This window comes from Noviherbaspirillum sp. ST9, from assembly GCF_048799745.1.
Classification (GTDB): Bacteria; Pseudomonadota; Gammaproteobacteria; order Burkholderiales; family Burkholderiaceae_D; genus Noviherbaspirillum.
Window position 1 is genome coordinate 328,156 of record NZ_JBLWFR010000004.1, and the last position, 26,326, is coordinate 354,481.

The 26,326-nt window shown below is 63.4% G+C and carries 28 protein-coding genes; 8 read left to right on the top strand and 20 right to left on the bottom strand.

Features of this window, described 5'->3' with window-relative positions; genetic code table 11:
- Window positions 1–73 precede the first annotated feature (73 nt).
- The 3 genes from ACNOHI_RS10660 (at window position 74) to ACNOHI_RS10670 (ending at window position 2,396) form a co-directional block, all read left to right on the top strand.
- Window positions 74–1,318 carry a diguanylate cyclase domain-containing protein gene (locus ACNOHI_RS10660; RefSeq protein WP_420474653.1) on the top strand — a complete coding sequence of 415 codons (1,245 nt, stop codon included), beginning with the start codon at window positions 74–76 and terminating at the stop codon, window positions 1,316–1,318.
- Between the two features lie 62 nt (window positions 1,319–1,380).
- A complete protein-coding gene (locus ACNOHI_RS10665) occupies window positions 1,381–2,007 on the top strand; it encodes a PolC-type DNA polymerase III (RefSeq protein ID WP_420474654.1) in 627 nt (208 codons plus the stop codon).
- Between the two features lie 32 nt (window positions 2,008–2,039).
- The gene (locus tag ACNOHI_RS10670; RefSeq protein ID WP_420474655.1) at window positions 2,040–2,396 is read left to right on the top strand and encodes a hypothetical protein; all 357 of its coding nucleotides are present in this window, start codon (window positions 2,040–2,042) and stop codon (window positions 2,394–2,396) included.
- Here the strand turns inward: ACNOHI_RS10670 and ACNOHI_RS10675 are convergent.
- Window positions 2,393–3,367 (bottom strand): 2-dehydropantoate 2-reductase, encoded by a 975-nt coding sequence (locus ACNOHI_RS10675; RefSeq protein WP_420474656.1) that lies wholly within the window; start codon window positions 3,365–3,367, stop codon window positions 2,393–2,395. The genes ACNOHI_RS10670 and ACNOHI_RS10675 overlap by 4 nt on opposite strands.
- 141 nt (window positions 3,368–3,508) lie before the next feature.
- On the opposite strand from ACNOHI_RS10675, the gene ACNOHI_RS10680 reads away from it, so the two are divergent.
- Complete coding sequence (locus ACNOHI_RS10680) at window positions 3,509–3,799, top strand: hypothetical protein (protein ID WP_420474657.1); 291 nt, start codon at window positions 3,509–3,511, stop codon at window positions 3,797–3,799.
- 69 nt (window positions 3,800–3,868) lie between these two features.
- Here ACNOHI_RS10680 and ACNOHI_RS10685 read toward each other — a convergent pair whose 3' ends face one another.
- Complete coding sequence (locus ACNOHI_RS10685) at window positions 3,869–4,753, bottom strand: LysR family transcriptional regulator (RefSeq protein WP_420474658.1); 885 nt, start codon at window positions 4,751–4,753, stop codon at window positions 3,869–3,871.
- A gap of 122 nt (window positions 4,754–4,875) precedes the next feature.
- Between ACNOHI_RS10685 and ACNOHI_RS10690 the strand changes: the two genes are divergently transcribed.
- Entirely contained in the window at window positions 4,876–5,475 is a 600-nt protein-coding gene (locus tag ACNOHI_RS10690; protein WP_420474659.1) for a short chain dehydrogenase, read from the top strand.
- Between the two features lies 1 nt (window position 5,476).
- Here ACNOHI_RS10690 and ACNOHI_RS10695 read toward each other — a convergent pair whose 3' ends face one another.
- From ACNOHI_RS10695 to ACNOHI_RS10745, 11 genes are all read right to left on the bottom strand, one after another.
- Window positions 5,477–6,538: a protein-glutamate methylesterase/protein-glutamine glutaminase gene (locus ACNOHI_RS10695; protein ID WP_420474660.1), complete on the bottom strand. Its 1,062-nt coding sequence runs from the start codon at window positions 6,536–6,538 to the stop codon at window positions 5,477–5,479.
- Entirely contained in the window at window positions 6,535–7,038 is a 504-nt protein-coding gene (locus ACNOHI_RS10700; RefSeq protein WP_420474661.1) for a chemotaxis protein CheD, read from the bottom strand. Before ACNOHI_RS10700 ends, ACNOHI_RS10695 begins: the two co-directional genes overlap by 4 nt.
- Window positions 7,039–7,040: 2 nt before the next feature.
- Window positions 7,041–7,850, bottom strand: coding sequence for a CheR family methyltransferase (locus ACNOHI_RS10705; RefSeq protein WP_420474662.1), 810 nt, complete (start codon window positions 7,848–7,850; stop codon window positions 7,041–7,043).
- A gap of 22 nt (window positions 7,851–7,872) precedes the next feature.
- Window positions 7,873–8,415, bottom strand: coding sequence for a chemotaxis protein CheW (locus ACNOHI_RS10710; protein ID WP_420474663.1), 543 nt, complete (start codon window positions 8,413–8,415; stop codon window positions 7,873–7,875).
- A gap of 11 nt (window positions 8,416–8,426) precedes the next feature.
- Window positions 8,427–10,088, bottom strand: a complete 1,662-nt coding sequence (locus ACNOHI_RS10715) for a methyl-accepting chemotaxis protein (RefSeq protein ID WP_420474664.1) — start codon at window positions 10,086–10,088, stop codon at window positions 8,427–8,429.
- A gap of 27 nt (window positions 10,089–10,115) precedes the next feature.
- The gene (locus tag ACNOHI_RS10720) at window positions 10,116–12,293 is read right to left on the bottom strand and encodes a chemotaxis protein CheW (RefSeq protein ID WP_420474665.1); all 2,178 of its coding nucleotides are present in this window, start codon (window positions 12,291–12,293) and stop codon (window positions 10,116–10,118) included.
- Between the two features lie 4 nt (window positions 12,294–12,297).
- Window positions 12,298–12,636 carry an STAS domain-containing protein gene (locus ACNOHI_RS10725; protein ID WP_420474666.1) on the bottom strand — a complete coding sequence of 113 codons (339 nt, stop codon included), beginning with the start codon at window positions 12,634–12,636 and terminating at the stop codon, window positions 12,298–12,300.
- 24 nt (window positions 12,637–12,660) lie between these two features.
- Window positions 12,661–13,029, bottom strand: a complete 369-nt coding sequence (locus ACNOHI_RS10730; RefSeq protein ID WP_420474667.1) for a response regulator — start codon at window positions 13,027–13,029, stop codon at window positions 12,661–12,663.
- A 9-nt stretch (window positions 13,030–13,038) separates the two neighbouring features.
- Window positions 13,039–14,211: a methyl-accepting chemotaxis protein gene (locus ACNOHI_RS10735; RefSeq protein ID WP_420474668.1), complete on the bottom strand. Its 1,173-nt coding sequence runs from the start codon at window positions 14,209–14,211 to the stop codon at window positions 13,039–13,041.
- Window positions 14,212–14,221: 10 nt separating this feature from the next.
- Window positions 14,222–14,905, bottom strand: a complete 684-nt coding sequence (locus ACNOHI_RS10740) for a response regulator transcription factor (RefSeq protein ID WP_420474669.1) — start codon at window positions 14,903–14,905, stop codon at window positions 14,222–14,224.
- 77 nt (window positions 14,906–14,982) lie between these two features.
- Window positions 14,983–17,535, bottom strand: coding sequence for a CHASE domain-containing protein (locus ACNOHI_RS10745; protein WP_420474670.1), 2,553 nt, complete (start codon window positions 17,533–17,535; stop codon window positions 14,983–14,985).
- A 199-nt stretch (window positions 17,536–17,734) separates the two neighbouring features.
- On the opposite strand from ACNOHI_RS10745, the gene ACNOHI_RS10750 reads away from it, so the two are divergent.
- Window positions 17,735–18,835, top strand: coding sequence for a diguanylate cyclase domain-containing protein (locus tag ACNOHI_RS10750; RefSeq protein WP_420474671.1), 1,101 nt, complete (start codon window positions 17,735–17,737; stop codon window positions 18,833–18,835).
- Here ACNOHI_RS10750 and ACNOHI_RS10755 read toward each other — a convergent pair whose 3' ends face one another.
- The 5 genes from ACNOHI_RS10755 to ACNOHI_RS10775 form a co-directional block, all read right to left on the bottom strand.
- Window positions 18,836–21,145 (bottom strand): putative bifunctional diguanylate cyclase/phosphodiesterase, encoded by a 2,310-nt coding sequence (locus ACNOHI_RS10755; RefSeq protein ID WP_420474672.1) that lies wholly within the window; start codon window positions 21,143–21,145, stop codon window positions 18,836–18,838.
- An 87-nt stretch (window positions 21,146–21,232) separates the two neighbouring features.
- Window positions 21,233–21,808, bottom strand: coding sequence for a molybdopterin-dependent oxidoreductase (locus tag ACNOHI_RS10760; protein WP_420474673.1), 576 nt, complete (start codon window positions 21,806–21,808; stop codon window positions 21,233–21,235).
- 19 nt (window positions 21,809–21,827) lie between these two features.
- The gene (locus ACNOHI_RS10765; RefSeq protein ID WP_420474674.1) at window positions 21,828–22,616 is read right to left on the bottom strand and encodes a substrate-binding periplasmic protein; all 789 of its coding nucleotides are present in this window, start codon (window positions 22,614–22,616) and stop codon (window positions 21,828–21,830) included.
- A gap of 133 nt (window positions 22,617–22,749) precedes the next feature.
- A complete protein-coding gene (locus tag ACNOHI_RS10770) occupies window positions 22,750–23,052 on the bottom strand; it encodes a hypothetical protein (RefSeq protein WP_420474675.1) in 303 nt (100 codons plus the stop codon).
- Window positions 23,053–23,173: 121 nt separating this feature from the next.
- Window positions 23,174–23,827 (bottom strand): flagellar brake protein, encoded by a 654-nt coding sequence (locus ACNOHI_RS10775; RefSeq protein WP_420474676.1) that lies wholly within the window; start codon window positions 23,825–23,827, stop codon window positions 23,174–23,176.
- 226 nt (window positions 23,828–24,053) lie between these two features.
- On the opposite strand from ACNOHI_RS10775, the gene ACNOHI_RS10780 reads away from it, so the two are divergent.
- Both ACNOHI_RS10780 and ACNOHI_RS10785 read left to right on the top strand, forming a co-directional pair.
- The gene (locus tag ACNOHI_RS10780; RefSeq protein ID WP_420474677.1) at window positions 24,054–25,103 is read left to right on the top strand and encodes a hypothetical protein; all 1,050 of its coding nucleotides are present in this window, start codon (window positions 24,054–24,056) and stop codon (window positions 25,101–25,103) included.
- 114 nt (window positions 25,104–25,217) lie between these two features.
- On the top strand, window positions 25,218–25,577 hold the full coding sequence (locus ACNOHI_RS10785; protein WP_420474678.1) for an SPW repeat domain-containing protein: 360 nt from the start codon (window positions 25,218–25,220) through the stop codon (window positions 25,575–25,577).
- Window positions 25,578–25,666: 89 nt separating this feature from the next.
- On the opposite strand, the gene ACNOHI_RS10790 is transcribed toward ACNOHI_RS10785, so the two are convergent.
- Window positions 25,667–25,858: a hypothetical protein gene (locus ACNOHI_RS10790; protein ID WP_420474679.1), complete on the bottom strand. Its 192-nt coding sequence runs from the start codon at window positions 25,856–25,858 to the stop codon at window positions 25,667–25,669.
- Between the two features lie 134 nt (window positions 25,859–25,992).
- Window positions 25,993–26,205 (bottom strand): hypothetical protein, encoded by a 213-nt coding sequence (locus ACNOHI_RS10795; RefSeq protein ID WP_420474680.1) that lies wholly within the window; start codon window positions 26,203–26,205, stop codon window positions 25,993–25,995.
- Window positions 26,206–26,326: the final 121 nt, after the last annotated feature.

Consider the following 26,326-nt stretch of genomic DNA (forward strand, 5'->3'; position numbering starts at 1 on the left):
GATGCATGCACTGGACGGGGCATGGCGAGCACGTTAAGCTGAAACGTCGGACTTCCCCGGTGCCGCTTACCTCATGGATAACAAAATCAACGAGACACCTTCCGCGCCCCAAACAGAACTTGAACATACTTTCTGGGGCCGACGCCGTCGGTTTCCCGATGAGGTCGAAGCTGAATTCCAGATCGAAATGGAACGCATGCGCGAACGCCGCATGCGCAAGACCGGGCTCGCCGCGGTGCTGCTCTACAGTGCCTTTGCCATCAGCGACCGGGTGATGATCCCGGATGCCTATGCGAAGGCATGGGCGATCCGTTTCCTCGTCGTCGTGCCGCTCCTGCTGTTCTGCACCTTCTTCGTCTATCGCATCCGGCACGCGGCATGGCGCGAGGCCATCCTCTCGGCCACGCTCATCGTTGCCGGTGTCAGCCTGCCGTGGATCGCCGGGCTCAGCACGCATCCCAATGCCGCGCACTACCAGACCGGCGTCACGCTCATCGTCCTGTTCGGCAATATCGTGGTCAGCCTGCGTTTTCGCAGCGCGCTCGTGACCTCGGTCGCGATGACGGTCATTTACGGGCTGGCGCTTGGCACCATCCATAGCATCCCGCCGGAAGTGCGGTTCAATAACTGGCTGTTCTGCTTCGCCGCCGTCGCCATCAGCCTGATCGCGAACTTCCGCATGGACCAGGACCAGCGCCGCGCCTGGTTCGCGCGCCTGCGCGAACACGAACGCAACCAGGAACTCAGCCATGCCGTGGAACTGCTTGCCAGGCTGTCCGCCGAGGATGCGCTGACGCAGATCGCCAACCGCCGCGAGTTCGACCGCAGGCTGGACATCGAATGGGGCAGGGCGCGTCGCGACGGCACGCCGCTCGCGCTCATCATGGTCGACGTCGATTGCTTCAAGAATTACAACGACCATTACGGCCACCAGGCCGGGGACGCCTGCCTGCAGCAGATCGCTCGCAGCATGCGTGGCATTCCGCAGCGGCCCGCCGACCTGGTCGCGCGTTTCGGCGGCGAGGAATTCGTTGCGCTGCTGCCCGCCACATCGGAAGTCGATGCCGCCCTCCTTGCCGAACGCATGCGCGTCGCCATCGTGGACCTGCAGATCCCGCATGCCACCTCGCGTGTTTCCTCCGGCGTCACCGCGAGTTTTGGTGTTGCCGCGATGCATCCGACGGGGAACCAGCAGCCTGCCGCGCTGATTGCGGCGGCGGATGCCGCGCTCTATGCGGCGAAGGAGAAGGGACGCAACGGCGTCGCCCTGCACAAGGAGGGGACGGAGCTGACGTTGGCCGCGGGCGTTGTCCATTAGACCACGCAATTGCGGGTCGCTTGCCGTAGAATCTGCCCCTTCCCACCTCTTCCCCACGCACCATGTACCTGCGCCCCATCGTCATGCTCGACTTCGAAACCACCGGACTCAGCCCCGGCATGGGCGCGCGCATCACGGAAGTGGCGGCCTTGCGCATCGAGGGGGCGCGCATCGTCGACCGTTTCGTGTCGCTCGTGAATTGCGGCGTGGAGATCCCGGCCTTCATCACCAGCCTCACCGGCATCACCCAGCAGATGGTCGACAGCGCGCCCTGCGTGTCGAAGGTGGTGCCGGAACTGCTGCGCTTCATCGGGCGCGATACGCTGTCCGCGCACAACGCCAGTTTCGATGAAAAGTTCCTGAAGGCGGAAGCCGCCGACCTGGGCCTGGCGACAGGACACGAGCAGACGGTGTGCTCGCTGAAACTGTCGCGCCGCCTGTTTCCCGGTTTGCCCAGCTACAAGCTTTCTCCGCTGTCGTCTTCCCTCGGCATCCGCTTCAAGGGAAGCGCCCACCGGGCGGAGGCGGATGCGGAAGTGAGCGCCGAAGTCCTGATCCATGCCGCCAGCCACCTCGACCGCACCTATGGGGCCGGTAGTATCGATCCGTCCCTGCTGGCCCGCGTCAACGCCCTGAGCGCGGCGAAGGTGCCGGATTTCCTGCGCAAGGAATTTGCCGGACGGGGATAGAGTCGTCATTGCCGTTGTCCAAGGAGGACATCATGGCCGCTATTCGTCTCGTGTCGTTGTTGCTGGTCGCGCTTCCGCTTGCGGCGTGCGCGAGCACGGACGTCGTCGAGAAAAAAGAGCAGGAAGCGAAGCAGGCGAAACCGATGACGCGCCGCGCAGTGCCTGCGCTCGCCGACCGTCCGGTCACACCGCCCCCGCCAATCCCAAGCGTGCCCATGCCTGCAGTGCCGCAAACCGCCGTTCCCGCAAGCCCGGCACCCGTCACCGGTTGCGATGCCGGCGGATGCTGGAGCGGCGGCACGCGCTACAACGGCGGCACGGGCGGCACCTACCTCGACAAGGGCGGCCGTCCCTGCCAGAGCAACGGCACGTTCATGCAGTGTTTTTAGTACAGCGCGCGCGATTGGCCGAAGAGACGTACCAGGCCGAGCAGGGCATCGACGTTCGGCGTCGGCACGCCGACCAGCTTCCCGATTTCATGGACTGAGGTCACCAGCGCATCGATCTCCAGCGCCTTGCCCGCTTCCGCATCCTGCAACATGGAGGTCTTGAAGGCGCCCAGTTTGCGCGTGACTTCCATCCGGTCTTCGCCGCTCTGGGCGATCGGGCAGCCAATCTTCGCGCCGATGGCGGCGGCCTCCGCCATCGCCGACAGGCAGAAGCGGTGCACCAGCGGGTCGTCGAGGATGCGGTCGCAGGTGGCGCCGGTCAGCGCCGACACCGGGTTCATCGTCATGTTGCCCCACAGCTTGTACCAGATGTCGCTGCGGATATCCTTGCTTGCTTCCACCTCAAAGCCGGCCTTGGCAAGCACGGACGCGAGCATCTCCACGCGCGCCGACATGCCGCCGCCGGGCTCGCCGATAATCAGCCGATTGCCGAAGCCGAGACGCACCATGCCCGGTTCCGGGCAGGAGGCGGACAGGTGCACGACGCAGCCGATGACCTGGGCGCTCGGGATCGCGCGTTCGATGTCGCCGTCGGGATCGAGGCAGGGGAGGCGCGTACCCGCGTAGGGAAGGCCGGGGCTGGAGAAGAACCACCACGGCACGCCGTTCATTGCCGTCAGCACGACGGTGCGCGGACCGATCAAGGGCGCGATGCGGCGCGCCACATCGGAGAGGCCGGTTGCCTTGACGGCGACGATGACCACGTCCTGCACGCCGAGCGAAGCCGGGTCCGCCGATGCGCGCAGGGGAACACTGCTTTCCTTCCCGCCTTCCACCACACGGGCGCCGCGCGTATCCAGCGCGGCGAGAGTAGCGCCGCGTGCGACCGCGCTCACATCGCAACCCGCTGCCGCAAGCCGCGCACCCAGCAATCCTCCGATCGCGCCGAATCCAACTACTGCAATCTTCATGCATCTTCCTCCATCGAGTCCGCCTGGCAGGCAAGTGTAGCCTGTCCGGCAGTTTCACATGTTCATGGTATGTATCGCGTTTTGACCCTGTGTTACCTTTCTCGCAACCACAAAAACCTTTCCCACAGGCAGGAGAACAACGTGAAATCGCTACTGGTCATGCTTCTCATCGGCATCTGCGCCGTTGGCGTGCGCACGCCGGAGATCATGCAGGCAATCGGCATGGCCGGGGCGGCGCAGGACCCGGTCAAGTCCGTCAGCGCGATGACCGCCAGGCCTGCGCAAAAGCCGATGACGGCGACCGAATTCGCGGAACTGAGCAAGACCGATCCCAACGCCTACCAGAAATTCATCAACAGCCACCAGCAGCAGCCGGAGCGCGGCGAGGTCGACAAGCTGATGAATTTCCTCGCGAAGGGCAAGTTCGAATAACTATCCATTGCGGTTCGTCCCACTCCTCAGACCGCAAACTCGCAAGCCGGCATTTCTATGCCGGTTTTTTTATGCGCCGAATCGTTCCAGCATGAAGTCGACAAAGGTCGTCAGCTTGGGCGTCGCCTGCCGATCGCGCGGGTAGACGAGGTGCATCGGCCGTGGCGCCGGCACATAATCCTCCAGCAGCGACACCAGCCGCCCCGCATCCACGTCCTCCGCCAGGAGGATTTCCGTCTGCATCACAATGCCATGCCCGCGCAGCGCCGCCATCCGCAAGGCCTGCCCGTTGTTCGAGCGGAAACGACTGGCTGGCACCTCCGGCGCCTCAGCGTGCGGGTCACTCAACCGCCAGCGCAAGCGCTTGTTCCAGTGCATGAAATCCAGGCACTGGTGCGCCGCGAGGTCGGCCGGCGTGCGAGGCGTGCCGGCACGCGCGAGATAGCCGGGCGACGCGCAGATCATCATGCGGTAGGGCGCAAGCGGCCGCGCAACGAGGCTGGAATCATCCAGCGTGCCGATGCGCACGGCGGCGTCATAGCCTTCTTCCACCAGGTCGATTACGCGGTCGTTGAGGTTGAGGTCGGCGCTGACCTCGGGATACAGCGCAAGGTAATCCGCCAGCGCCGCCGCCATGCGGTGGGTGCCGAAGGAGACCGGGGCGCTCAGCTTGAGCGTGCCGCGCGGGGTAGCGCGCATGGCTTCCGCCCCCGACTCCGCCGCGTGGATATCGGCCAGGATCTGGCGGCACCGCTCTGCATACTGGCGGCCAATCTCGGTCAGGCTCTGCCGCCGCGTGGTGCGCGTGAGCAGCCGCGCGCCGATGCGCTCCTCGAGCATCCGGATGTGCTTGCCCACCATGACGGGCGAGATGTCGAACGCCTCGGCCGCGGCGGTGAAGCTGCCCGCATCGACCACCGCGACAAAGACTTCCATGCTGCGCAGCTTGTCCATTGATTGCTAACTGAAGGTTAGTAATGTTGTTCATGCTAGCGCATTTATCCATTCCAGGTTCGCAACAATAATCGCTCCATCGGCTGGCGCATGGCGCGCTGCTCACTTGGAAGGAGATCATCATGAAAGTCATCGTCATCGGCGCATCCGGCACCATCGGCAGCGCAGTCGCGGAACAGCTTTCCGCCCGCCACGAGGTCTTGTGCGTCGGCAGGAACAGCGGCCAGTACCAGGCCGACATTGCCGATATCGCCAGCATCGAGAAACTCTTCGACAAGGCCGGCAAGGCGGATGCCGTGGTCGTGGCAGCTGGGCACGTGCACTTCGGATTGTTGTCCGACATGACGCCGGAACAGTTCAACATCGGCCTGCAGCACAAGCTGATGGGGCAGGTCAATGTCGCGCTGGTCGCGCAGAAATACCTGAACGATGGCGGCTCGATCACGCTGACGTCCGGCATCGTCGGCAAGGAACCGATCCGCTACGGTGCGAATGCCGCCGCGGTCAATTCTGCCGTCGAGGGCTTCGTGCGCGGCGCCGCCATCGAACTGCCGCGCGGCCTGCGCATCAACGTGGTGAGCCCGACCATCCTGACGGAATCGCTGGAAAGCTACGGCCCCTACTTCCACGGCTTTGAAACAGTGCCCGCGAGTCGCGTGGCGCAGGCCTATGTGAAGAGCGTGGACGGTCTGCAGACGGGGCAGGTGTACACAGTCTGGTAAGTCAGCCGATGACGGAATACTGCGCCTGGATCTCGCGCGCGATGGCATTCAGCGCCACCGTCTTCTCCACGGCGCCGCGCTGCACCGCCTCTTTCGGCATGCCGTAGACGACGCAGCTTTCCTCATCCTGCGCGACGGTTCGCGCGCCGGCATTGCGCATCTCCAGCAGGCCGGCGGCGCCGTCGTCGCCCATCCCGGTCATGATGACCCCAAGGGCATTCGCTCCCGCCGATTTGGCGACGGAACGGAACAGCACGTCGACCGACGGCCGGTGACGGTTCACCAGCGGGCCGTCCACCACTTCCGCAAAATACTGCGCGCCGCGCCGCCGCAGCAGCAAGTGCTTGCCGCCCGGTGCGATCAGCGCCAGGCCGGGGACCACACGGTCGTTGTTCTGCGCTTCCTTCACGTTGATCTTGCAGATGCTGTCGAGACGGGCGGCGAATTCGGCGGTGAACTTTTCCGGCATGTGCTGCACGATGACGATGCCGGGGCAGACACGGGGCAGCGACGTCAGTACCACTTCCAGCGCCTGCGTGCCGCCGGTCGACGTGCCGATGGCCACGACGCGTTCGGTGGTCTGGGTCATGGCGCTTCGGCCTTCCAGGGGAGGCAGCACGGCGTCGGCGGTGTTCTTTTCGCGCACCGCAAGCCGCGTCACATTGGCGAGCGCGGCAGTCTTCACGGTCGCCACGAGGTCGTCGCAGCTGTCATTGAGGAATTGCTTGATGCCGAGCCTGGGTTTGGTGATGACGGCGACCGCACCGGCGGCGAGCGCTTCCATTGACGTCTTCGCGCCCTTTTCCGCCAGGGTCGAGCAGATGACCACCGGCGTCGGCCGCTCGGCCATGATCTTGCGCAGGAAGGTGATGCCGTCCATGCGCGGCATTTCCACGTCGAGCACGATGACGTCCGGCCATTGCGTCTTCATGCGCGTCATTGCCAGCAGGGGATCGGCCACCGCGCAGAGCACCTCGATGCCCGGGTCGGCTTCCAGCAGTCCGGCAAGAACCTGACGCACGACGGCCGAGTCGTCGACGACCATCACCTTGATGCGCTTCATCGTGGCCTCCTTCTGTCCGTGTCGCCGGGCGGCACCTGGCGCGCCCAGACGTCGCCGGTCGCCACCTCGAACACCAGCTCACGGTGGCCGTGCCCGAACAGGTCTTCCGCCACCGTGCGTATACCGCGAGCCGCCAGCAGCTGCCGCGCGATCTCGCCGTTGCGTTCGCCCACCGGCCCGCTCCTGAGCGGCCCTGCAGGGAACATCCGGCCACCGCCGAAGATCTTGGCGTGGCATTCGGCGGGATCGACGCCGAGGCGCACCAGTTCGCGCAACATCAGCGGTACGGCCTCGTCTGCGTAGCGGCCGTCGAGGTCTCGGTGCCCCGCCTTGCCGCGACTCGGCAGGAGGAAGTGCGACATGGCGCCGGCGCGCCGGTCCGGATGCCAGAGCGTGATCGATACGCAGGAGCCGAGCGTCGTCCGGAAAACATGACGGGCATCGCCGCCCGCGACATCGCCCGGACGAAGGAAGATCTCCCTGGCATTGGCAGAAAACATGGTCAGGGCTTCCGGTAGATCGACGGCGCCGTCATCGCCAGCCCGGCGTTGATGCCGTTCAGGCTTTCCGAATGACCGATGAAAAAGTGTCCGCCCGGCCGCAGCGCCGACGCCACGCGCGCCACCACCTGGCGCTTGGTGTCGTCGTTGAAGTAGATCATCACATTGCGCAGGAACACGACGTCGAAACGCCCCAGGTCGGGAAGCGCCGCATTCAGGTTGGCATGACGGAATTGCACGCGCGGGCGCAAGCTGCGGTTGATCAGGAGCGTGCCTTCCTGCGGGCCGACGCCGCGCAGGCAGAAACGCTTCAGGTAGTCGGGCGGCACGTGCCTTGCGCGGTCCATCGGATAGTGCGCATGCTCGGCCGCCTGCAACACGCGCGTGCTGATGTCGGTGCCCAGCACCGACCATGCGCCCATGCCGAGTGTGTCGGCGAGCACCATGGCGACACTGAATGCTTCTTCCCCGGTGGAGCTGGCGGCACTCCACACGCGGAACTCCTCGCTTCTCCCGCGCGCCTGCCGCGCCAGCTCGCGCAGCAGGTCGAAGTGCTGCATCTCCCGGAAGAAGTAGGTTTCATTGGTGGTCAGGAGATCGATCGCGGTCTGCACCTCATCGGCCGCCTTCCCGCTGGACAGCAGCGCAAAGTAATCGCCGTAACTGCCGAGGCCCCGGGCCTTCAGCCGCTTGGCGAGCCGGCCGCTGACGAGGGGCTTCTTTGTCGACGGCAGGGTAATGCCTGCCGCCTCATAGATGAAATGCTGGAATTGCGAGAATTCCTTGTCCGTGAGGGTTGCGGCTTCGAACATCGCTTCCACCTCTTGCAGCAGGTTAATGTTCCGGCAGCATGGCGGCCGCATCATGCACCTGGGCGAGCGCGCCGATTTCTTCGTTCGACAACACCTGGTCCACGTTCAGCAGGATGACAAACTTGCCCTGGACCTTGCCCATGCCCTCGATGAAATCGGTACGGATCTTGGCGCCAAAGGTCGGCGGCGGTTCGATTTCGGACGCGGGGATCTCGAGCACGGCGTTGACCGCATCGACGACGATGCCCATATCCTGGCGGCCGTCGTCGGACTCGACTTCCACGATCACGATGCAGGTGCGCTTGGTCACCGCCGTGGACGGTTTTCCGAAGCGCACCGACAGATCCAGCACCGGCACCACCGCGCCGCGCAGATTGATCACGCCGCGTATGCATTCCGGCATCATCGGTACCTCGGTCAGCCCGGCGTACTCGATGATTTCCTTGATGCCGAGGATGCCGATGGCGAACATCTCGCCGCCGAGCATGAAGGTGAGGTACTGCTTCTGCTCCGCTGCGACCTGCAGCGCCGCAGGCGCACTCCTGGATTGGACGACTGCACTCATCGCGGCCCCCGTCAGAACTTGGTGAACTGCGACTCGTCGACATCCCCGGCGGCTGCGAGCGCCAGGTTGCCCGCCACGCGGTAACCACCTGTCGGTTCAGCTGCCGTTTTGCCGCGCGATTGAGTACGCGGCTTGCCGCCCTGCACCGCACGCATGACCGACGCGCCTTCCAGCTTGAAGAAGGACATCGTGCGCTGCAATTGCTCGGCCTGGCTGCTCATTTCCTCCGCGGTCGCGGCGAGTTCTTCCGAACTGGACGCGTTCTGCTGCGTGGTCTGGCTCAACTGTCCGACAGCGGAATTGATCTGGCCGACGCCGGAAGACTGCTCGGACGATGCCGCGGAGATTTCCTGCACCAGGTCGGAGGTCTTCTTGATGCTCGGCACCATTTCCGCCAGCAGCTTGCCGGCTTTCTCCGCGAGCTCCACGCTGCTGCTGGCAACTTCGCCGATTTCCTGCGCGGCGACCTGGCTGCGTTCCGCCAGCTTGCGGACTTCGGCGGCCACGACCGCGAATCCCTTGCCGTGCTCGCCGGCACGCGCCGCTTCAATCGCGGCATTCAGCGCCAGCAGGTTGGTCTGGTACGCGATGTCGTCGATGATGCTGATCTTCTTCGCGATCTGCTGCATGGCCGCCACGGTGGCATTGACCGATTCGCCGCCTTCCGCCGCTTCCAGCGCGGCCTTGCTGGCCATGGCGTCGGTGACCTTGGCGTTCTCGGTGTTCTGGGCGATCGAGGACGTCATCTGTTCGATGGACGCGCTGGTTTCTTCCACGCTGGCGGCCTGCTCGCTTGATGCCTGGGACAGCGATTGCGACGTTGCGCTGACTTCTTCCGCCGCGCTGGCCAGTGCCTGCGCGCCGCTATTGACGTCGCCGACCACCTGCGACAGCTTGGTGATCATCGCCTGCATGGCCTGCAGCATCTGACCGGTTTCGTCCTTGGCGGTGGAATTGATTTTCACCGTCAGGTCGCCTTCTGCCAGACGGGTAGCCGCATCCTTGGCCTGGTTCAGCGGAACGGTGACGCTGCGGCTGATCAGGAAGCCGAGGCCGAGGCCGAGGATGGCGGCCACGGCGATGGCCGTGATCATCTGGTTGCGACTCGTGTGATACAGCTCCGTGGTCTCGTCGGCAGCCGCCTTGGCGCGCTCTTCCTTCAATTGGGTCAGCACGCTGAGCTGATCGTCCAGCTCATTGGCTTGGTCGCGGACCTTGGCCAATGCATTCGTGAGCGCGTCGCTTTGCTGGTTCAGCTTTTCACTTGCGGCAAGCGTCATGGCCTGTTGCATATCCCTTTGGTAATCGCCCCAGTTCTTGTCGACTTCGGCGAAGATTTGCTTGGCCTTTGCAGTAACGAAGAGGGGTTTCGCCTTGTCCAGGTAATCCTTCACCGCTGCGCTGCTCTTGTTGATGGACGCGAGATGGCGCTGGCGTTCTTCCTGCGACGTCGCAAGAAGATAGTTCGAACGCGCGCGCCCGACGTAGATCAGGTTGATGTTGGCTTCCTTGATATGCGACAGACCGATCAAGTCTTGCGCATACATGTCATCCGCCTTGTCATTGATCTTGCCAGAATTGATGATGCCGATGACGCCGACGACCACGCTGAACGAGACGATCAGCAGGAAGCTGACGATCAGCCTGACCGAAATCTTGATGTTGTTGAACATGCTGCTTCTCCTGTGTAGGGTTATTCGTTATGCGAGGGCAGGGACGCCCGTGTTGACCTTGTTGGAATGGACCGGAACGCGTGTGGCGTGCTGGACCAGTGCGGGGACATCGAGGATCAGTGCGACTTCGCCGCTGCCGAGGATGGTGGAGCCGCTGATGCACTTCACCTGACTGAACATCTTGCCGAGCGGTTTGATGACCGTCTGGAACTCGCCGAGGAGCCGGTCTACCACCAGTCCCGCCTTTTGCCCGGCATGCTTGAGCACGACGATGTTTTCCCGCCGTTGGGGCTCGCCCTCCACCTCGAACAGCTCGCGCAGCCGGATGAACGGGAGGACCTGTCCACGCAGGTTGGTGTAGTCATGCCCCGGCTCGGCGGAATAGGCGACGCATTCTTCGATCATGTCGAGCGGGATCGCGAACACCGACTTGCCCACTTCGACGAGGAAGCCGTCGATGATGGCCAGGGTCAGCGGAAGACGGACCATGACCGATGTACCGACACCTTCTTCCGAGTGGATGGTGACGGTTCCCCGCAGTGCGGTGATGTTGCGCTTGACTACATCGAGGCCGACGCCGCGGCCGGAAAGATTGCTGATCTGGTCGGCGGTCGAAAAGCCGGGTTCGAAAATGAGCTTGTAGACCTCTTCATCCGCCAGGTGATGGCCCGGCTCGACCAGTCCGCGCTCGATCGCCTTCGCGAGAATCTTGTCACGCTTGAGGCCGCCGCCGTCGTCGCTGACGGAAATCACGATGCTGCCCGAATCGTGGCAGGCATCCAGACGGACGGTGCCGCGCGCAGGCTTGCCGTGCGCGGCGCGTACTTCGGCAGGTTCGATGCCATGGTCCATCGCATTGCGCACCAGGTGGGTCAACGGATCGCCGATCTTTTCCACCACGGTCTTGTCGAGTTCGGTGTCCTCGCCTGCAACCTCGAGCGCGATGTCCTTGCCCAGCTCCCGCGCCACGTCGTGCACGACGCGCTGGAAGCGGTTGAAGGTCGCGCCAATCTTGACCATGCGCAGCTGCAGCGCGCTGTCGCGCACGCTTTCGACCAGGCTGGCGACCTTGGACATGCTTTCGGTCAGCTCGGTTGCGTGGGCGCGACGGGCGATCAGGTTGGCGCCCGCGCCCGCGATGATCAGCTCGCCGACCAGGTTGATCAGCTGGTCGAGCTTGTCGGCATCGACGCGGATCGACTTGCTCTCCTGGGCATGCGTATCGCGCATCTGTTTCTGTTTGGTCAGCGCGGCTTCCACCACTTCCGGCTGCACGGCGCGCTGCTCGATCAGGATCTGGCCGATCGGTTGCGCCGCCTCCGCGCCGACCTGGGTGTTCAGTGCCGCGTCCAGTTCCTGGGCCGTGATCGTGCCGCATCGCATGAGCAGTTCGCCGATGCGCACGGATTGTTCCGGAATCTCGCGCAGCATGCGGACGTAATCGGATATCCGGCTCTTCGGCGGCAGGATGCGGAGCCTGCAGTCGTCGCGCACGAAATCGAAGACGTTCTCGATGGTGGCCTTGTCGGCGTCGCTGCGGAAGGCGATTTCATAGCCGAGGTAGCAGCTTTCGGGATCCATCGCGTCCGCATCCGGAATCGCATCGGGCAGGGTCGCGATGCCGACGATGCTGCCCAGCGTGCCGAGGTAGCGGATGAAATTCAGCGGATCCATGCCGTTTCTCAGCACGTCGCGTCCGAAGCGCAGCGAGATGTGCCAGTGATCCGACTCCACTGTATCGCTGTCGACGCGCTCGACCTGCGCCGGTTCCTCCGGAACGAGCGCGGCGGCCTTGGCAGGCGCCGCCGGTGTGGCTGCAAGATAGGTGCGCAATTTCTCAATCAGCGGCACACCGCGCTCGGTGTTCCTGTCGTCGGCCTCCATCTGGCCGGCGGCCACGGTGTTGACCAGCGCGCCGATATGGTCGCCGCAGGCGAGCAGCAGCGATACCAGCGCGTCGCTGATCGCCAGCTTGCCGCCGCGAACCTGGTCGAGCACGCTTTCGACCACGTGCGTGAAGGAAACGATGTGGTCCAGTCCGAACAGGCCGGAGGAACCCTTGATGGTGTGCGCCGCGCGGAAGATCGCATTCACGTTTTCGCTGCGGTCTTCCGTCTGCTCGATGGCGAGCAGCGCGTTCTCCATGTCCTCCAGCAGTTCCTTGCTTTCGGCGATGAAGGTTTGCAGTGCCTGGTCAAGATTCATTGCGTTATCTCGCGGAAGGATTGGGGTTGGCGGAGCGGGGCGGGATGACGAGCGGGTCGCCGAAGAAGGTGCCGAGGTTCAGCAGCTCGAAGACGTCCACGACCGCCGGGCTGTGGTTGACCAGCTTCAGGTCGACGCCACGCTCCTGCGCGGTCTTTTTCACCAGCATCAGCAACTGCAGGCCGGCAGTATCCATCTCGGTCACACCGGACAGGTCGGCCTCCAGCGTGCCCGCTGCAGGGACGGCGGCGAGCAGCGTCTGCTTCAGTTCCGCGGCCTTGTAGATGCTCATTTCGCCTTCAAGGCGCAACAAGGCGCCCTTCCGCTGGTCAGCAGAATCCATGGAAATCTCCGATTAGGGGTGTTGTCAGGGAAGGCAGAGCTTCTGGACGGCGCTCAGCAATTGTTCCGACTTGAACGGCTTGACCATCCAGGCACGCGCGCCGGCCGCCTGTCCTTCACGTTTTTTCGATTCTTCCGATTCCGTCGTCAGCATGAGGATCGGCGTGAACTTGTAGTTCGGCAACTGCTTCACTTCCTTCAGGAAGGTGATGCCATCCATCACCGGCATGTTGACGTCGCTGATGATGAGGTGCACTTTCTGTCCGGTCAGCTTTGACAGCGCATCCTTGCCGTCGCGGCCTTCGATCACGGTGTAGCCTTCGCCCTTGAGCGCGATGCCCACCACCTGCCGCATTGAAGCGGAGTCGTCCACGATCATGATGGTCTTGGTCATATGGCCTCTCTAGAAAAATGTAATGTCGCTCTCGTCGCGGGCCACAACCTTGTCGCCGCGATGGACCGCCCGCTGGTCCGACATCACGTAGTTCTTCTTCATTTCGAGCAGGAGCGGCGCGGGGTCGAGCGGTACCAGGTCGCCGCCGTCGCAGAAACGATCGCTGTTTTGCGCGAGATGGTCCGGCAGGTGCGCGATATTCGTCTTCACCTGCGTCAGGATCTGGTTGACGCGGTCCTGGAATTGCAGCTGCACCAGTGCCTGGCCGATTTCATCCTTGATGCCGATGCTCTCGTCCTTCAACAGCCGGCTCGACTCCTGCAAGGCATCGGTGATCGTGCGGAACTCGTCCAGCACGGCGCTGATCGTCTGCTCGGATTCCAGCATCGCGCCGTCTTCCTGCCGCACGGACTCTTCGGCCGCCTTGCAGGTCGCGAGGATGGCGGCGCTGATGACGCCGACCTTCTCGGCGATATGCCTGCCTGTCTCGCCGGACTGGTTGGACAGCATGCGGAATTCCTTGGCCACCACCGCGAAGCCGCGCCCCATTTCGCCGGCGCGCGCCGCTTCAATCGCGGCATTGAGCGCGAGCAGGTTGGACTGTGCCGCGATCTTGGCCACCTCCGTCGCCATGTCCTGCAGCTCGACGATGAACTGATCCAGGCCCTGCACCTTTTCAAGCATGGTCGTCATGCTGTGCATCGCCATGCGCTGTGAGGAGACGACCTCGCCCAGGCGCTTCTCGCTGTGGTCGAAGACGGCCATCAGGCCGTTCTCGCGGTCGTCAATGGAGCCTGTCGCCATGCTGGCGGAATGCACCGTATTGTCGAGCTGGTCAACGATCCGGCCGAAGTCTTCGCTCAGTTCGGAAATCGCGGTTTCCATTTGTTCGCGCGAGGTCTCGATATGTCCGGTCCAGACGGGAACGACCTGCTCGCTGAAGTGCCGCTGCGAGTGGAGATAGTTGGCGACGGCATCGCGGAAGGCGTGATGGCGGACGTTGAGACGGAATGCGGCGGCAGCGCCGGCAGCGGCGAGTGAGACGCCAAGAACACTGGCCGTCCAGCTCATTCCGCCGACAGCCAGGATGCCGGCGCCTCCAAGGAGACCGATCGCTGCCGGATACAGAATGTGCGGGTGCAGCCGGTCAATGCTCTTTACTGCGGATAGTGCGCGGGACATGCTGGATGCTTTACAGAAGGTTGATGGCAACGGACAGGCTGTAGCCTTCGCCATAGGCGCTGCGCAAGGGAAGTTCGGCGCCGACGGCCAGCTTGACCTTCTTGCGCAGGCGGTAGACCAGCATGTCCATCTTCTTGGTGTCTTCGTACTGGTCGCCGCCCAGGCCGATCATCAGCGAATCGCGCGGAATCGGCTGTGTGGTGAGCGCAAGCATGTGCAGCAGCTTGAATTCCTTCTCCGTCAGATCGATGGCGCTTGCGCCCGCCATCAGCAACTGGCGCTCGCTCTTGTTCAACGACCAGGCAGGCTGCGCCGACTCCTTTGCGCGCGTGCGGACGCGGCGCGACAGGGCTTCGATATGGGCGGCCAGTTCGGGAAACTTGATCGGTTTGGTCAGGTAATTGTCCGCGCCCAGGTGGAGCCCGAGGATGCGGCTGTCCAGCATGACACGCGCGGTCAGGACCAGGACGCCGGATTCCGGATACAGCTCGCGCAGGCGCGGGATGATATTGAACCCGGAATCGTCGGGCAGGCCCAGGTCGAGCAGGATCACCTCGGCGCTGGCCTGGCTGAGCGTCGTCCACATCGATTCAGCGGTGCCGCTGATTCTGACGTCGTGGCCGTTCTCGGTGAGATAGTCGGCGACGTCTTCTGCGTACGACAGGTTGTCTTCAACAATGACAATGGAAGCCATGGTGTGCGGAATCGGTGTGCGTCAATGAGACGGTTTATTCATGTCGTTGATTGTAGGAAATCGAAGGGGGGTGAAAACTATCCAATTCTCACAGGACCGATACTGGTGCGTTCGACCTGGGCGGGAAGCCAGAGCGTAAACTGCGCGCCGCCTTCCACACGGTTGCGCGCGACCAGCGTTCCGCCGTGCATTTCCACCACCGCGCGCGCCAGGTGCAGGCCCAGGCCGGAACCCGCCTCCCGTGCCGCCGAGCGGCCGCGGAAGAACTTGTCGAAGATGTGCGGCAATTCCTCGTCGTCGATCCCGCGTCCGTTGTCGGCCACCTGCAATTCGATGCCCCCCTGCGGCGCATTGCGTCCCATGAGCGTGATCCGGGTGTCGGGCGGGGTGTACTTGACGGCGTTGTCGGCGAGGATGCGCAAGGTCAGTCGCAGGCGGTCGGCATCGCAGGTGATGGTGTCGGGCAGTTCCGTCGCATCGACCGTGATGATGTGGTCCGCCGTCAGTGCGCGCGCGGAATCGGCGCAATCCTGCAGCATCGACCGCGGTGACGCCTGGCTCAGGTGCAATCCCTGTCCCGCGGTGTCGAAGCGCTCCTGTGTCAGGTAGTCGTCGAGCAGGGCCGTCAGGCGGTCCACCGATTTTTCGATCTTGACCAGGCGCTTGCGCGTGGCGTCGTCGGCATGGCCAGAGGTGGACAGCAAGCGTTGCACGGCGCCGTCGATCGTTGCCAGCGGCGTGCGGAATTCATGCGACACCATGGCCACGAAGCGCTTCTGCTCTTCCTGCGCCTGACGCCTTGCGGAAATGTCACGCGATACGCCGATCAGTGAACGTGGAATATTGTCCGCGTCGCACAGCAGGGTGGACTCGATCTCCACCGGGATCATGCGGCCATCCTTGTGCTGCTGGTCGATCTCCTTGATTTCGCGCCGCTGCGATTCATCACCGTTCATGAAACGGCGGATGCGCTCGTGCAGGCGGTGGCCCATTTTCGGCATGGCGCCCGTGGCCGCCGGTTGCGGGCGGCGCCCGACATGGCTGTGCAAGGCGACGATTTCCTCCGCTGTGTAGCCGCGCTGTCGCTGGATCGAAGGACTGATATAGGTGAAGTTGAGCGTGTCGGCATCCATCATCCAGATCACATCGCCGGTGTTTTCTGCGATCAGCCGGAAGCGCTCTTCGCTGCTGCGCAATGCGAGCTCTGCCTGCTTGCGCCCGGTGATGTCGTGCAGGATGGCGTAGATCAGGACCCGCTGTTTGTAGTCGAGCGTGCCGGCGTAAAGCTCGACCTCGCGCATGTCGCCGCTTGCGAGTTTGTGACGGCACTCAAAGCGCGATACGGTGCCGGCGGTCACCTGCTGCATCAGCGCGTGGATTCCGTCCTGTGGTGCGGTGTCGATCTCGTCGATCGTCATCCGGCGCAGCGCGGTCACGGGATACCCCCAGAATGCGGCGGCAGCGACATTGGCGTCCACGATGCGGCCGTTGGAGGGATCGAGCAGGAAGGCGATCGAGGCGCTGTCTTCGAACATCTGGCGGTAGCGCCGCTCGCGCTCGATCAGCTCCTGGTTCATTTCGCGTGCCGCCTTAAGCGCCCGGTCTCGGCTGCCGGCAAGCTGCCAGGTGATGATCATGAGGAGGATGCTGACGCCGGCGCCAAACCAGGCCTGCACGGCGCCGCTCCTGTCGAGACGTGCCTCGAAGGCGGGCAGGGATTGCACGGTCACTTCCCATTCGCGGTTCGCCACCTGCATGCGGGTACGCGTGCGATACCGGCCCTCTCCCTTGTCGATCTGCATGGGCCAGCCGTTCTTGTCGCGCATATTCGCCGACGCGGAGATCAAGGCGCCGTCGCGGATTTCCACATCGAGTTCCACGCCGATTTCCGTGGTCACCGCCGACATGAGGCTGTCGACCCGGATCGGCGCACCGATCCAGCCGAGGTGGACGTCGCGATTTTCGACAGGGTCGAAACGGTACACCGGGACGTACATCGCCACACCCATTCCTTGCGGCCGTGACGGGCTGGCCGGCAGGGGAAAGGCGGTGGAAATTGCGATGCTGCGGTACTCGGACGCATGCTCGAGCGCTGCTTGATGCGAGGGTATGCTGAGGAGATCAAGTCCGGTCGTATTCTCCGGCTCACCCTCGAGTGGAACACGGTAGGTCACGGGGGCGAGGAGCGGATGATCGGTCTCCGGCGTGATCGTGAAACCGGAACGGACTTCCTTGCGCATGCGCGCAAGGAAGGGCTTCTTGTCGGCGCGCGGGACGGCGCTGACGAAGACCATCTCCCGGATGCCGGGGTGGGTTCGCGCAAGCTCCAGCCGTTGCACGTAGGCGTTGAATTCATCACCGTCGACATCCTTGGACGCGTAGAACAATACGGCAGTCCCGCGCAGGATGTTCTCGTAGTCGCCGATGCGCTCCTCGATCAGGCCGAGGGCTTCATGCACATGGAAGTCGAAGTCGTTCTGCAGCACGCGCTCGGCGTTGCGCTGCTGGTTGCGCCAGAGATCCGCGGTCACGGCCAGCGACAGCGCGAGCACCATCCAGGGGAGCAGCTTGTTGAGCAGCATGCGCGGGCGGCGGCCATGCTTGCCGCGGCCGGTTTCGGGGGAGGTCATGAGAATGAGGGCGGGAGGGAACCGCGTTAGTGTATTGGGGTGCTCACGGGCATCCCAATGACGTGCGTCAAGCGTTCCGGGTCTCCGGCAGACGGACTGGTCGAATTGACAACGCTATTTCAGCCAAGTAAGAGTACGATACGGGTATTCCTACGTATTACTACCGAATCCGTCTGTCCCGTCGCAAAGGGGACAGGCATTGTCACCGCAGTTTCGTCGCGCACCAGGAGGCCTTATTCTTTCCGCCAGCAATCAGCCATGTCCCGAGGCGGGGAGCGATAGCGAGCTACGCCAGACGCTGCTGGAATACCAGGCGATCCTCGACAATGCCTCGCTGGGCATCACCTTTACCCGCAAGCGGCGCTTCCTGCACTGCAACCGGCGCTTTTCCGAAATGTTCGGTTGGTCCAGCGAAGAACTGCACCAGCTCTCGACCGAAATCCTGTATCCCTCGAAGGAAGCCTACGATGAGCTGACGCGCCAGGCACGTCCCGTCCTTGGCAGCGGGCAGCGACTGGACCTGGAGCTCGTGATGAAGCGGCGCGACGGCAGCACCTTCTGGTGCCGCGTGCTCGCCAAGGCGATCGACCCGAATGACTACAGCAAGGGCACGATCTACATCACGGAAGACATCACCGAGCGCAAGAGCGCGCAGGAAGCGCTGCTGAAGGCGCGCGACGAGCTCGAACAGCGCGTCCAGGAGCGCACCGCCGAGCTGGAAATGGCCAACGCCCGCCTGCAGGCCGAGATCCAGGAGCGCAAGATGGCCGAGCAGCAGATCCGCTATCTGGCGAACCATGACGCGTTGACCGGCCTGCCGAACAGGCGCTTGCTGGAGGACCGGCTGGAGCAGGCGATGGAAATGGCGCGGCGCAATGTGCACCAGGTGGCGATCCAGTTCATCGACCTCGACCGCTTCAAGCAGGTCAACGACCGCCTCGGCCACCGCATTGGCGATCTGCTGCTGCAGGCCGTTGCCGCGCGCCTGCGCTCGCTGTTGCGGGCGGTCGATACCGTGTCGCGCGTCGGCGGGGATGAGTTTGTCGTCGTGCTGCCCGAGATGCAGTCCGCGACCGCCGCCTGCGAAACCGCGCAGCGCCTGCTGGCTGCATTGGCACGCCCCTACAGCGCCGGCGGGCATGAACTGCAGATCACCCCGAGCATCGGCATCAGCATGTTTCCCGCGGACGGCAACGATGCCGAGTCCTTGCTCATCGCGGCGGATTCCGCCATGTACCGCGCAAAGGAAATGGGCCGCGGCAATTTCCAGCTGTACCAGCCGAGCATGCGCAGCAAGTGATTAGTTAGCGAATGCGGCCGTCAGCAGTTTTTCGAACGCATCGGCCGGCACCGCCCGGCTGCGCAGGTAGCCCTGGTACATGTCGCAGCCCGCGCTGTGCAGGAACGCCAGCTGGCCGTCATTCTCCACGCCTTCCGCCAGTACCCTGAATCCCATCGTATGGCCCATGGCCACGATGGCCGATGCAATGGCGCTGTCGTCCTTGCGGTGGGGAATGCCGTCGATGAAACCCTTGTCGATCTTGAGCACGTCGAGCGGGAAGCGCTTCAGGTAGGTGAGGGACGAATAACCGGTCCCGAAGTCATCGATAGCCAGCCGCACGCCGATGGCGCGCAAATGGTTCAGCAGCTCGACCGCGTCCGCCTCGCGCTCCATCAGCGCGCTCTCCGTCAGCTCCAGCTCGAGGCAGGTCGGCGGAAAACCGGTTTCCTTGAGAATGCGCGCCACCGTGTTGCCGATGTCCCCGCGCAGGAATTGCCGCGGCGAGATATTGACGGCGAGCGTCAGCGGCGGCAGCCCGGCATCGATCCATTTCTTCCCCTGCATGCAGGTATGGCGCAACACCCACTCTCCGATGTCGGCGATCAGGCCGGTGCTTTCCGCGACCGGGATGAAGCGTGACGGCGGGACCAGGCCTTCCTGCGGATCGAGCCAGCGCACGAGGGCCTCGGCGCCGAGGATGCGTCCGCTGGCAATGTCGACCTGCGGCTGGAAGAAGACCCGCAGTTCATCCTGCGCGACGGCACGGTGCAGTTTTGCTTCCAGGTCGATGCGCTCCCGCGCGGCATAGGTGAGGTTGTGCGTGAAATAGCGGAAGCAGCCGCGGCCTTCCTGCTTCGCACGATACAGCGCCGCATCCGCATGCTGCAGCAGGTCCTGCGTCGCCGTGCCATGGTCCGGGAACACGCTGATGCCGATACTGGCGCTGCTGCGCACCTCGACGCCGTTGGGCAGCAGCCAGGGCTGGCCCAGCGCGGTGATGATTTCATTGGCGACCAGCGCGGCATCATCCGGCTCCGCGATGTGGGGCAGCATGACGGCGAATTCGTCGCCGCCCAACCGGGCCACGGTATCCATGCCGCGCAGGCGCGCGCTCAGGCGCTCGGCGACCAGCTTGAGCAAGGCATCGCCGGCACTGTGGCCGAGGCTGTCGTTGATGTCCTTGAAACGGTCGAGGTCGAGCACCAGGAGCGCGACGCGCGTGCCGTCGCGCTGTGCCGCGCGCACGCCATGTTCCAGGTGGGACAGCAGGAGCATGCGGTTCGGCAGGTGGGTCAGCGGATCGTGATGGGCAAGGAAGTCGAGTTGCGTCTCCGATGCCTTCAGCCGGGAAATGTCGGCGAAGACGCCGACGTAATTCTGGACGTCGCCGGCATCATTCCGCACTTCGCTGATGCTCAAGATCTGCGGGTAGACCTCGCCGTTTTTGCGCCGGTCCCAGATTTCGCCCTGCCAGTGTCCCGCCGACGCCATGCTGGCCCACATTTCCCGGTAAAAGTCCCTCGAATGCCGCCCGGATCGCAAGAGGTCGGGCCGTCGTCCGCGGACGTCCTCCTCGGTGTAGCCGGTGATCGCGGTAAAGGCATTGTTGACCATGACGATGCGTTTGCCGCCGTCGGTAACGACTACGCCTTCATGCGTCGTTTCAAAGACCGCGGCGGCCTGGCGCAGGCGTTCTTCGGCGCGCTTGCGCTCGGTGAGATCGGTGTTGGTGCCGGAAACAATGACCGCGGCGCCGTCGGCGTTGCGCTGGACCATGTACCGCGACAGGACAGGCACATAGTGTCCCGCCTTGTGGCGCAGCCGGACCTCCAGGGAAAAGCCCTGCGCCGCGTGCGCGATCGCGTCATCGAAACTGCCGGTCGCGGCGGCAACGTCGTCCGGATGCATAAGATTGCGCCAGAGCCTGGTATCGGAGGGCATCTCGCCGGGCTGGTAGCCGAGCATTTCCCAGCACCGTTCGGAATAGAACGCGTGCCCCGATTCCAGGTCCCAGTCCCACCAGCCATCGGTCGAGCCGCGCAGCACGCGTTCCAGCCGTTCGCGGTAGTGCGTGGAGGTGGTGAGCGCTTGCTCGAGCGACCCTTGCCAGCGCTTGATCAGCAGGTACAGGAGCAGGCTCGTGACGGCAATGAAGAACATGCCCTTGAGCGTGCTGATGCGTTCGAATTGCTCGGGATCGCGGAACAGGAAGCCCAGCACCCGGTCCGATGCCGCGATCCACATCGCGGCAAACAGCGCGTACAGGAGCACAATGCCGGCCGGGGTGGGCGCGCGGCGCTTGGCGGCTCGTACGGGCGGCGGGTTCATGCGCGAAAGGAGTTCAAGGAAGGGAAACAGGGGCCAACTATAACAGTTCCCCCGGCGCTTTCAACGCAATCCGGATCAGGTCTTTCGTCAATGCACGTCGATATGGTAAAGCCCCCACGGACAATTGCCGAAACGCTCGTTGACCGGCTTTGCCGCCATGTCCGGAAAACGGTCGGCGTCGTACAGCGCCCATAGAGGCCCAAGGCCGCCCACCGGCATGGGCTTGCCATCCAGATGCGTCGCGATAATGAAGCGGTACTTGAGGATGTCAGACATAGTAGCGGTTGGGGCGTAACCATCTATCGCACGCATCACCAGCTCTGCCTGCGCCTTGCGCACGCCGGCCGCGGCCAGCACGTCCGTCAGCAGCGGTCCCCGCAGAGCGTGGATCTTGCCGTCATATTCGAGCGTGGGGCGGATCGTCACCGCAGGCAATGACACGAGTGACGCAAAGTCGAAGGCATGCGCCTTGTCGAACCGGATGCCTTGCTTTTTCATCATCTGGTCCAGGGCCGGGTCAAGCGGACCGCGGTTGCCGCGCCCGATGGCGCCGGTGACGGTCAGGAGGGCGGGGGAGGAAATCGTGCGGGGCGCGGCATGTGCCGGGCCGGCAAGGGCGGCGGCGCCAAGTGCCGCGCCGGAAAGGAATTCGCGTTTGTTCAATGCAAGGTCCTGTCGCTGGTCAGGGTTCGACTTCGTTGTATTTCTTGTAGATGGCGGAGTAGGTGCCATTCTTCCTGATTTTCTTCAGGCCCGCATTGAACGCTTCGCGCAGTTCGACGTCGCGGAATACGGCCTTGCGTGCGCTCGGCTTGAAAATCATGTGATGCACCAGCGGCTGGTTGCTATTGATCGAGGCTTCGACCTGGCGGTTCAGGTAGCGGAATACAAGGCGGTCGCCGACAACCACGTCCACGCGCCCGGTGTACAGCAGACGGTTCTGCGTGATCTGCTGTGGATGCTCCTTGTAATCGCGGTGGCGCTCGACGGCCGCCCTGAACTCGGGACCAAGGATGAGGCTGGCATTCTGGAAGGCGGCGACCGAATACTGTTCCAGGTCGCTGATGTCGCGCAGGCGAATGGCGCGGCTGGCCAAGGTCGTCGCGACGTTTTGATAGTGCATGTAGGTGTCGGAAAAGAATCCGTTGCCGCCGATGCCTTCGTCCACCGTCAGCATGCCGTCGAGCAGGCCGGCGCGCATCATTGCCAGTGCACGCGCCGGGGGCAGGCGTTGTGCGACCATGCGGTAGCCGCTCGCGTCGAGGGCCTTTTCGGCGATCTCGTACTCGATGCCGCCATCACCGTTGTCCAGGATGTAGGGCGGCTTGCTCAGGCCCACGCCGATACGCACCTCGGGCAGGGCTGCGGCAGCAGGCGCGATTGACCAGGCGAGCGCGGCGGCGAGCAACAACCGCCGGGCCGCGTGTACACGCGCATCGCGGAACGAGGAGGATCCTTCTGGCCAGTGCATAAGTGCGTAAAGGTTGCGCTTTGGAAAGTGCTACTGACGCGATTATAGGACTGTTATTGCGTCCTTGGCGGAGCAACCGCGGTCTTGTTGTTTGGCGGCGTGACGCGCACCGTCGTGGTGCGAAAAGGCTGTGTTATCGGGCCAGGGCGGCCGGCGGCAGCCTGCCGGAGCGAAACCGAGAGCGCAGGCCGTAGGAGAGAACGGTAATCTGGGCCAGCACGTTGAGGCCGGCAACAGCCGCGATCAGCGTACTTTTCACCACGCACAGGGCATAGGCAATCGTGATGGCGGCGATGACGATCCATCCGCCCCAGGACAGCAGCGAAATGGACGCGCGCGCCGACGGGTCGCGGTGGTAGCGGATGATTTGCGGGATATACAGTGCCGACGCCGCGATTCCCGATACGCCGTACAGCACGCTTAACAACTGTTCCATAGTCACTTGCACCGTCCTCGATAAGGGACGTGTGCGCATGATTGTATGCGTGAATTGCCCATGGAAAACATGCGCTCAGGAAATTTGACCGGGCAAGTCGCAGCGCGGCAACAAAAGCGTGTCAGGGTGTTACGGCATTTTCCGCTTCGTAAAGATAATGCTGCAACATGAACTGTTCGTTCTCGCTGATGCGGTCGAAGTGAATCCCGACGCCATGTTGGGACGCGGGGCGTTTGCCGTTCATGTCCAGCGAGCGGCTGCTGCAAATGGTGGCGTCGGTGCGGATCTCCACCTGCTGGTTGGTCGGCTGCACGCGAAACGTGAAGGAAACGGAAATCCGGTCCCCGGGAGCGCCGAGCACCGTCTGCGCGGAAATGAAGGCGCCGGTAATGCTCAGGTCCGACAGCATGGCATCGACCGGGGAGCCGTGTTCCGAGGGCGGGCTGCGCACTTCGACCGGCAGGTTCACCTTCACGCGCGCGGCGCTTCGCAGGGGCGTGGCAGTGATCTCCTGCGGAAAGCTCAGGTGCATGTAATAGCGCGGCGACAGCAGCATCGATTCGATGTCGCAGGCGAAGGTGTAGACCGACACGCCGGAAAACACGCGCACCGTCACGCGCTCGCCCTCCTTCAGGGGGACGGTCAGGCCGTGTTCGACAGGGAGCTTGACGAGCAGGTATTCGCCGCTGACGTAGCCGATCAGCGAGGAGAAGTAGGCGGGCTTGCCAGGACGCGCAAGGATCAGTTGCAGCCGGGTACCGACCTGCAGTCTCATGTCATCGAAATTCGGGCGGCTGCGCGCTTGCATACTGGCTGGAAAAAGTTGTTGTGCGGTAACTCATGGTCAACGACCATTACACGCTCCTGACGCGGTCGGCGCCATCCCATATCCATGGGACTATCAAGTCGCTGCAGTGCATAGAAAGACTTTGACTTGATCGTCATCAAGTTCCCGGCCTGCCTGTCGATACAACAAATAGGTCGTATTGCCGGGGCTTGCCATGAAAATCGACGCATCCACTATCCAGTTCAATGCCTCGCACCGCGCCAACCAGCGCGCCGAGGTGCGGGAAACCCTGCGGGCATGGGTCGGCGACGAGCCGCCCGCCGGCGAGTCGGGTGAGAATGCGCCATCCGTGGTGGCCATTTCCGCCGCCGCCCGCATGGCGGCAGCCGCGGCGCCACCCCCCGCCCCGCCTGCTCCCTCGGAAGCGCAGGCAGTGTCGGACGCGATCGAGAATGCGGAGAACGATCCTGTCTATTACTTCATCAAGCTTGTCGTCGAAATGATGACCGGCGTCAAGGTAAGGACCGTCTCCGCGGAGGACGTGGCCACCGAGCCGCCCCCGGCCGCGGCGCAGCCGGAGCCGCCGCAGCGCGCCGGCTTCGGCATTGCCTATGACCGGCATGAAGTGCGCGAGGAAACGGAGCACACCACGTTCCATGCGGAGGCCCTCGTGCGCACCGCCGACGGCAAGGAGATCAGCCTGACCCTCGACCTCGAGATGTTCCGCAGCTATCGTGAGGAATCGTCGGTTTCCCTGCGTGCCGGCGATGCCGTGCGCAAGGATCCGCTTGTCATCAACTTCGACGGCTCGGCCGCGCAATTGCAGAACCGCCGCTTCAGCTTTGACCTGGATGGGGACGGCAAGAAGGAACAGGTCCCCCTGCTTGACGGGAATCGCGGGTATCTCGCGCTGGACCGCAACGGCAACGGCAAGATCGACTCGGGCAAGGAATTGTTCGGCCCGGCCAGCGGCGACGGCTTCGCGGAACTGGCGCAATTCGATAGCGACGGCAACGGCTGGATCGACGACAACGATCCGATCTTTGAGCAGCTTCGCGTGTGGATGCAGGACGATAAGGGCGGCGGCACGCTGAACACCGCAAAGTCCTATGGCGTGGGAGCGGTCTACCTCGGCAGGGCCGAGACGCCGTTCGAACTCAAGGACGGTGCCAACCAGGACCTCGGCGTCGTGCGCAGTTCGGGCGTTTATCTCACGGAGAATGGCGGCGCGGGCACCGTGCAGCAGATCGACCTCATGGTCTGAATCCGAAGGCGCCGATTTCTCGCGGCGGCGTGCTCCGCCAAATATTTGCATTCTTGCAAGCGAATTGTGCCGTCCTATACTGAAAACACACCGTACTCCAGAAAGGAGGCAATCATGGACAGCATCAATCGTTGGCAGGACAGACTGGAAATGGCGGTCGGCATTTGGTTGTGCATCGCGCCGTGGGCCTTGGTGCTTCCGCAAGCTGCTGCATGGTGTTCGGTTGCGGTGGGTGTGGCGGTGATCCTGCTCTCGGGCGAGGACTTCTTCCTGCCCAACCAGATGGAAGAATGGGGCAATGCCGTCCTTGGGGCGGGACTGATGATTTCACCTTGGGCATGGGGCTATGCCGACAGTGCAGCGGCAACCGCCAATGCCTTCATCTCGGGTTTCCTCGTATCCGGTTTCGCCTTCTGGGCGCTGGAACGCCTGTTCATGCGCTATGAAGAAAGCCATAGGGTCAAACCTTCCTGACCCTCATGGAAGGGCGGGAAGCGCCATGCTTCCCGCCCGAGGCGCGCACGCATGATTCCCCTGGCATGCCGCGCGGCTTGTTGATTGTCCTAACCTCCGAAATAGGGCTGGAACGAACTGTCCATGCGCTCGAAGGCAGGGTTGAAGTTGGGGCGATACGTGTTATCCATGCCGGCGCCGCTGCCGCCGGAGCCGCTCGAATAACCCGAACTATGCATGCCGCCCATGCCGGCGCACCCGGCCGTGAGCATGACGATCAAGAGAATCAGGATCTTCTTCATGATTTTCCTCCAATGAAAGTGCCGTGTGACTCCTCCCTGGACCTGGTTCACTATAGGGCGGCGTCCCGCAATTCTCCAGCGGTAAATGGTGCGGTGCACTAACCATTGAGGCGTCTCAAAGGCGGCGCGGAAAGTTACACCAGTTCGAGGATGACGCCGTTGGCGGCGACGCGGCACATGCTGGCAATAGGCATGACGCGGGTGCGTCCCGTTGCCTCTTCCATGAACAGCCAGTCGCCGGCAATTCCGGTCACGACACCGCGAAACTTGCCGACTTCTTCGGAGCTGCATTTCTGCGCAACGCTGCGCTTGAAGGCCACGGTGTCACCGACGCGGATATTGAGCATTTCATTTCTCCAGAACATTGTCGCGAGGATAGACAGCTTCCTTGCGACAATGTTCCTCTGGGTAAATGTTCAACATCCGCCCGGCATCTTCCTTGTGTTTCCACAATCGGCCGGCGCCATG